Raw genomic sequence first — 6,505 nt, forward strand, 5'->3', positions numbered from 1 at the left:
GAACGGTTAAGACCCAGCACCTCTGAGCCTAATGTGATAAAGCACAGCGCACCCAGCACCGCCACGGAAATTACCAGCGTCACCATTATAAGTGCAAAAGCAAGCCTTCCGTGAGTTTTCTTCTTACGCTTTCTGGTCTGACGCTTTTCCTTGAGTCTCAGACGTTCCTGCTCTCTTTGCTCCTCGAGCTCCTCGTCATCAGGCTCGTCCTCTTCGTCCTCGTCCTCGGACACATCTTCCTCAGCTTCTTCCGCTTCAAAAATGACCACTTCTTCGGAAGGGGCTTCATTTTCTTCGGGAACCTCTTCGGGGATTTCCTCGGGCGCAGAAGCTTCTTCGGAGACATCTTCCTGTGCGTTCACCTCTTCGGCGGTCTTTTCATCTGCCGTATCGTCAGTGCCGTTTTTTCTGTTTGTAAGTTCGTCAAGCATTGAGTCAAATTCCTTATCGTCCATCTTGTGTCCTCCTTTCCTTTGTTATCCTGCGCAGATATTTTTCCGTAACAAGGCAGTCTGCGCCGATGTCATACCTGCCGTGGATAAGCTCGTTGCAGGTGCAGGAGCAGTAGCATATGCCCATTTTGAAAAGTCTCGGGTGGGCGGAAAGAAAGCGGTCGTAATAGCCCTTTCCGTAGCCCAGCCTGTAGCCCTGCATATCAAAAGCAAGCCCGGGGATAATGCATAATGCGGTCTCGAAAGCATACGCCTTCACACATTTCGAGGGAACAGGCTCAAGCACGCCGAAGGAGCCTTTTTCCAGGTCGTCCTCGCTTTTGATGAAATAAAAATCCATATCTCTCGTTCCGTCAATGCATCGGGGAACAGCCACGCGCTTTTTGTCCTCAAGAGCCTTGTGTATAAGCTTCATAGTGTCCACCTCTATCTCGGTGGAAACATAGGTAAGTATGATAGAGGACTGCTTATAGGCGGAGCTGGCGATAATTCTCTCAAAGATACCGTTGTCACGCTTTTCCTTCTCCTCGGGAGACATTCCGCTGCGCACAGCCTTGCACTGGGTCCTCAGGTCTTTTTTGTACTCTCTGATGTCGGTCACATTTTCCGACGGCATAGGGATTATTTTGTCCATACTATATTTCCTGCCAGCTTCTCCGCAGCAGCATTGTCAATAAGTGCGCTGATAAGCTCATAGGAAAATTCCAGAGCAGCGCCTGCGCCTCTTGCGGTAATAATATTGCCGTCTCTTACGGCGGGAACTGTGAGCACCTCTGCACCTCTGAGAGCGTTCTCAAAGCCGGGATAGCAAACAGCCTTCCTGCCCTTGAGAAGTCCCATTTCGCCAAGCACCGAGGGGGCGGCGCAGATAGCTCCAATGAGGATATTCCTGTCACTGCAGAAACGTATAAGCTCAGCCACACGTGCATTTGCGGCAAGATTTTTCGTTCCGGGCATACCTCCGGGAAGGACTATCATCTCAAGCCCGTCAGTGACTGTCTCATCAATGGTAATGTCGCAGGAAACGGGGATATTGTGGGAGCCTGCAACGACCTTTCCCGTAACGCCCACGGTAATGACCTCCTTGCCGCAGCGGCGGAGCATATCTATGGGAGTGATGGCTTCCGTTTCCTCAAAGCCCTGTGCAAGAAAAACGTATATCATAAAATTTCAGTTCCTTTCTGTTAAAACATTATTTAAAACGCACCGTGTGCTTTTCTATCATAAAGGCAGGGTGATAGGAGCGCTTTGCCTTGCGAAGCCCCTCAATGCCCAGATCCTCCTCGCGGTTGATGTAGGAAAAGCCCTTTCCCGCCGAAGCGGCAAACATCTGATTTATGGCAGGATATGCGCCGTCAAGAGAAGCCTCCGCCTTTTCGATGTGAACGCCCAGGGTGTCGCTGTTTATCCGCTCGCCGATGGTGAAAGCGGCAATTTTTCCGTCCACCCTGAGAACGCCTCCCGTAAGTCCCAGAGCGTCAAAATTCTCAAAATAAGTGTTTATGGCAAACTGCTCGCAAACCTTTGACTTATCATCGTATGCGCTGTCGCGGTTGTAGGTCTGCACCGCATAGGAGATGCAGTCGTCAAAATCCTTTTCGGTAAGGGGCTCGTAGGAATAGTCCATAGCAAGGAGCTTTTTCAGATGATTGCGCTTGCCGTGATATTTTTTTCCTTTAAGCTCTGCCAGGTCGGAGACGCTGTAAACATAGTCCCAGCCGTCCTCGTCCGCCTCGATATCGTAACTGTCCTTTGGGAAAAGCTCCTCGAAAAGCCCGAATTTATCGGGAGTTACAGAGCCTATCACAAGGGGATATCCTCTGCTTTCGGAGTATTTTTTCATCTCCTCAAAGACCTCTTTGTAATCGCCGCCCCCCGCAGGAAAGGTGAAATACAAGCCATCAGTTTCGGAGCAGGAAATATAAAAATCCTTGTACCGTGTTATCTTCGTGTTGTACATTCTCCGCCACGCCATATTGTTGGCAAAGCAGTATTCGCAGCCCCGGAAATCGGAAATTCGCAGGAGCCTTTCGACCCAGGGCTTGTCGGAAAGCTCAATGACCTTAAAACTTAACATCAGATGACCTCGTTTATCTCAGAAAGAAGCATACCCGTTATCTCCTCGGGGGAATATTCCCTGCCGTCCTCGGAGCATACGCTCACCACGCTCCAGCCGCGGTGCTTTGCGGCATACAGAGCGCACTTTCGGCACATTTCCATATATGGGATATTGCCCTCGTGGATATCCTTTCTGCTTTCATCGCCGCCATATCGCATTGACAGCCTTTTCTGGGAAAGGCTCACGGGTATGTCAAGAATTATGGTTTTATCGGGACGGGGAAGCCCCAGCTTATCATATTCGTAATCCTCAAGCCATATGAGAAAATCGTCCCATTCATTTTCGGGGAGCTTTGACATCTGGTGGATAGCGTTGGAGCAGACATATCTGCTTGCAAGTATCACACCGCCCTTATTATATGCGTCCTCCCAGTAAAGCTTGAAGCTTGCATATCTGTCGGCGGCGTAAAAGGTGGACGCCGCATAAGCGTTCACATCGGCTGCATTTTTTGAAAACTCGCCGTTTAAATACATTTTGACAAGCGTCGCAGAGGGCTTGTCGTATTCGGGAAAGCTGATGCCCGTCACATCGTGATCATCGGAGAGGATATTTTTCAGTATGTCAAACTGAGTGGATTTTCCGCTGCCGTCCAATCCGTCAATGACTATGAGCCTGCCCTTTTCTGAATTGTTCATTGCCAAAAGTCCTTTGCTTATTTTTTGCGCCCCGCAGAGCGCAGTAATACTCAATTTATATTATATCACATTTTTTTCGTCAGTACAACAGGTTTTGCGCTTTTTTGTGTAATTTTGCGGAAAATTAAAAAACTGCCGCAGCCCTGCGATAAAACGCCGCCCCGCTCTCATGGGGAAAGCGCTTCAAAATAATTGACAACCATCAGCAGATGAGCTATAATATAAATACAATTATATTTCAGGAGGTACACCGGAATGCAGGAATGGGAAAAAATAATGGACGAACGCTTCGGGTATGACAACATCATAGCCCTTGCCACCTCGGAAAATGACCGCCCCTATGTCAGGTCGGTCAACGCATATTATGAAAGCGGCTCATTTTACATGATCACCTATGCCCTCTCGGACAAGATGAAGCAGCTTGAAAAAAATCCCGTCGCCGCCATATCGGGAGAATGGTTCACCGCCCACGGAACGCCCGAAAATATGGGTTTTATCGGCAAAGAAGAAAACCGCCCCACAGCCGAAAAGCTGAGAGCGGTCTTTGGAGAATGGATAGATAACGGACACGTGGATTTTTCCGATGAAAACACAATAATCCTTCGGATAAAGCTCACCGACGGCATACTTTTTTCAGAGGGAAAAAGATTTGACATCGACTTTACAAAGGTTTACGGCTGATATCAGCCCCTTGCCTCCCAGATGTATTCATCGGGAGAGGTAAAATGCTCTCCCCTTTTAAGTGCAAGTATCTCGGCGGAGCAGGTATGTATGCACTGCCTTATTACCTCATCGGCATTTTCCGCCGAGAAATATTTCTCGTTCCCGAGATATTCATCTTGCATATCCTTTTCCATATCAATGAGAAAATCTCTTGTCTCAAAGGGATATATCCTGTTTATCTCCTCTCTGTCCAAGCCTTCGGGAGCTATGGGCAGGGAGGAGATGTTGTATTTTTTCACGATATATCCGTTAACGCTGTGATAATCCTTATAAAGCCGCGGCAGAAAGCCCTCTCTGCCCCTCATTTCAAGCAGTCCCAGACCATAGTAAATGTATTTTCGGAAAATGCAGTCCTCGATAAGATGAAGATAGTAGCCGAGGTACAGTTCATCTGTGTGTATCTTCTCCTCAAACTCCGAGTAAAAGAGAGAAAAATCCATCACCTTGTGAAGCTCGTCGGTCATACGGTCATAATGGGTGCCTGCGGTTTTCTTGTCCCCCGTAATTACGGTGTCGGGGAGCAGCATTCCCACAAGAAAGCGGTCTCTGTCATTTATTTCACATACCCTGCAAAGCTCTATTCCCATTGCAAGGTGCATTATTCTTGAAGCCATATTTACGACCTTCCCTTCGTAAGGCAGGCTGAGCCTGCAGCCGCTCGTTATACGATTTGTCAAGCTGATATTATCTATCGGCGCGGAAACAAAGCAACCGCCCCGCACAAACCGACAGCGCGACCTCGCCGCGGGGCGACCCCCGCCGCCGCGGGTCGTCACCCGCCAAATTCCGATATGTCGAGCCAATACAAAACCTATCGGCGCGGAGACAAAATAACCGTCCCACACAAATTCACAGCGCGACCTCGCCGCGGGTCGTCACCCGCCTCTGAAAGCCGTGGGCGGCATACCCGCATACCGCTTGAAAACGTGACCGAAATAACTCTTGTCCTCATAGCCCACCCGCCTGCCAATTTCCGCAACGGGCAGCTCGGTGTAGGCAAGAAGCTTTTTTGCCTCTCTTATGCGAATGGCGGCAATGTATTCAAAGGGGCGCATACCTGTTTTGCGTTTAAAGAGGGTGCAGAAATATTCCCGTCCCACTCCCGAAAGCTCCGCCAGCTCCTCAAGGGTGATATCCGAGGAATAATTCTTGTCGATATGCTCCATTGCGGGAGTGAGGATATCCCTGTTGTCATCGTTTTCCCCCCGGTCGCCCGAAGCGGAGAAATACAGCTCGTTTATCATCTCGCAGAGCAGAGAGGAGGCGCGGTGTATGCAAAGCTTATCCTTTGTCCTGATAATTCCCGAGCAGCGATGGAAAATATCCTCCAGCAAGATCAGCGATGAAAGCTTTACGGGTGCAGAGCCGTCAAAGCCGTAATAATCGAGCACAGAGTCTATCCCCTCCCCCGAAAATATGACCCAGCTGAGCCCCCAGTCGCTGTCATCTGCCGAGAAATATTCGTGAGGAATGTCTCTGGGAAGAACGGCAGCCGTTCCCAAGGGAAGGGAGTATTCCTTGCCCCGACAGCGAATTATCCCGCTGCCCGAAACGGTGAACATAAGCTGGTGGACGCACATTCCCTGCTCTCGTATCATATGCTCCTGACTGTCGCAGGTGCCGATACCGCAGACCACGTAGGGAAGCCTTACCTCCTCGGTATTGTAAGGATACTCCGCAAAATTCATCTATCTCACCCCAACCTTGTGAAAACGGCTCCGGCAGACTGCGCCGAAGCCGTTAAATTTATATGCGGTCAATTACAGCTTGATAATTACCTTGCCGCTTGCTGTAGGATTAACTGTTACAGCCTCGCCGCCTGCTACCTTAACAGAGAAGCTCTTGTCGGTATTTGTGTAGGATACCTCAACGCTGTCGCCGTGACGGACTGCGGATATCTCGAATACCTCATTAGCGTCTGTGTCGTAAACCTTTGCAGAGGTCTGAACGCCCTCCTCTGGAGCATAGATAACGAACTCTGTGCCCTCAAGATAATCATACTCGAAATCTCTCTCGAACTTGCCGTAGCCGATGATGCAGTTGGGCTTAGCAAGGCAGGGCAGACCGAAGTAATCGTACTTCTGAGTATAGAACTTGCCGCCCTCGTATACCTGACCGCTGATGATGTCGGTCCATGTTCCTTCGGGAACGTAAAATTCCACAGTACCCTGATCGTTCAGGATAGGAGCAACGAGGATATTCTCGCCGAACATATACTGCTTGTCAAGAGTAAGGCAGGCAGGCTCGTTTGCGAAGTCAATGACCATAGCTCTCATCATGGGAACACCTGTGATGTGGGTCTTGACAGCCTGTGCCCAGATGTAAGGCATCAGCTTGCCCTTGAGCTTTGTGAAGAAGCGGAGAACGTCAACGCACTCGGTGGAGCCGTCCTTATCAAAGAGCCAGGGCACACGGTAAGAGGAGTTTCCGTGGAGACGGGAATGAGTGGAGAAGAGTCCGAATGCAGCCCATCTCTTGTAGATGTCAGCAGGAGCGGTAGCCTCAAAGCCCGACATATCGTGGCTGAAGAAGCCGAAGCCCGACATACAGAGGGAAAGTCCGCCTCTGATAGTCTC

General features: G+C 49.7%; 8 protein-coding genes and 1 pseudogene. 1 reads left to right on the plus strand and 8 read right to left on the minus strand.

Annotated features, from left to right (window positions below; all coding sequences use genetic code 11):
• From ACI4J0_RS09820 to ACI4J0_RS09840, 5 genes and pseudogenes are all read right to left on the minus strand, one after another.
• Positions 1-455: pseudogene (locus ACI4J0_RS09820) on the minus strand (hypothetical protein); the annotation flags it as partial.
• On the minus strand, positions 445-1,086 hold the full coding sequence (locus ACI4J0_RS09825) for a 5-formyltetrahydrofolate cyclo-ligase (RefSeq protein ID WP_439765631.1): 642 nt from the start codon (positions 1,084-1,086) through the stop codon (positions 445-447). The gene ACI4J0_RS09825 and the pseudogene ACI4J0_RS09820, both read right to left, overlap by 11 nt.
• Positions 1,074-1,616, minus strand: a complete 543-nt coding sequence (locus ACI4J0_RS09830) for a DJ-1 family glyoxalase III (RefSeq protein WP_439765632.1) — start codon at positions 1,614-1,616, stop codon at positions 1,074-1,076. The genes ACI4J0_RS09825 and ACI4J0_RS09830 overlap by 13 nt, the downstream gene beginning before the upstream one ends.
• A 28-nt stretch (positions 1,617-1,644) precedes the next feature.
• Positions 1,645-2,529: a DUF2156 domain-containing protein gene (locus ACI4J0_RS09835; RefSeq protein WP_439765633.1), complete on the minus strand. Its 885-nt coding sequence runs from the start codon at positions 2,527-2,529 to the stop codon at positions 1,645-1,647.
• Positions 2,529-3,206, minus strand: coding sequence for a dTMP kinase (locus ACI4J0_RS09840; RefSeq protein WP_439765634.1), 678 nt, complete (start codon positions 3,204-3,206; stop codon positions 2,529-2,531). Before ACI4J0_RS09840 ends, ACI4J0_RS09835 begins: the two co-directional genes overlap by 1 nt.
• A 255-nt stretch (positions 3,207-3,461) precedes the next feature.
• Here ACI4J0_RS09840 and ACI4J0_RS09845 point away from each other — a divergent pair, with 255 nt between their 5' ends.
• On the plus strand, positions 3,462-3,887 hold the full coding sequence (locus ACI4J0_RS09845; RefSeq protein ID WP_439765635.1) for a hypothetical protein: 426 nt from the start codon (positions 3,462-3,464) through the stop codon (positions 3,885-3,887).
• 2 nt (positions 3,888-3,889) lie between these two features.
• Here ACI4J0_RS09845 and ACI4J0_RS09850 read toward each other — a convergent pair whose 3' ends face one another.
• The 3 genes from ACI4J0_RS09850 to ACI4J0_RS09860 all read right to left on the minus strand — a co-directional run.
• Positions 3,890-4,543 carry a hypothetical protein gene (locus ACI4J0_RS09850; protein ID WP_439765636.1) on the minus strand — a complete coding sequence of 218 codons (654 nt, stop codon included), beginning with the start codon at positions 4,541-4,543 and terminating at the stop codon, positions 3,890-3,892.
• A 261-nt stretch (positions 4,544-4,804) separates the two neighbouring features.
• Positions 4,805-5,617, minus strand: a complete 813-nt coding sequence (locus ACI4J0_RS09855) for an AraC family transcriptional regulator (protein ID WP_439765637.1) — start codon at positions 5,615-5,617, stop codon at positions 4,805-4,807.
• A 72-nt stretch (positions 5,618-5,689) separates the two neighbouring features.
• Positions 5,690-6,505, minus strand: an 816-nt coding sequence (locus ACI4J0_RS09860; RefSeq protein ID WP_439765638.1) for a TIM-barrel domain-containing protein, incomplete at its 5' end; no start/stop codon positions are given.

Origin of the sequence: Huintestinicola sp. (assembly GCF_051882455.1) — a bacterium.
In the GTDB taxonomy this organism is placed as follows: Bacteria; Bacillota; Clostridia; order Oscillospirales; family Ruminococcaceae; genus Huintestinicola.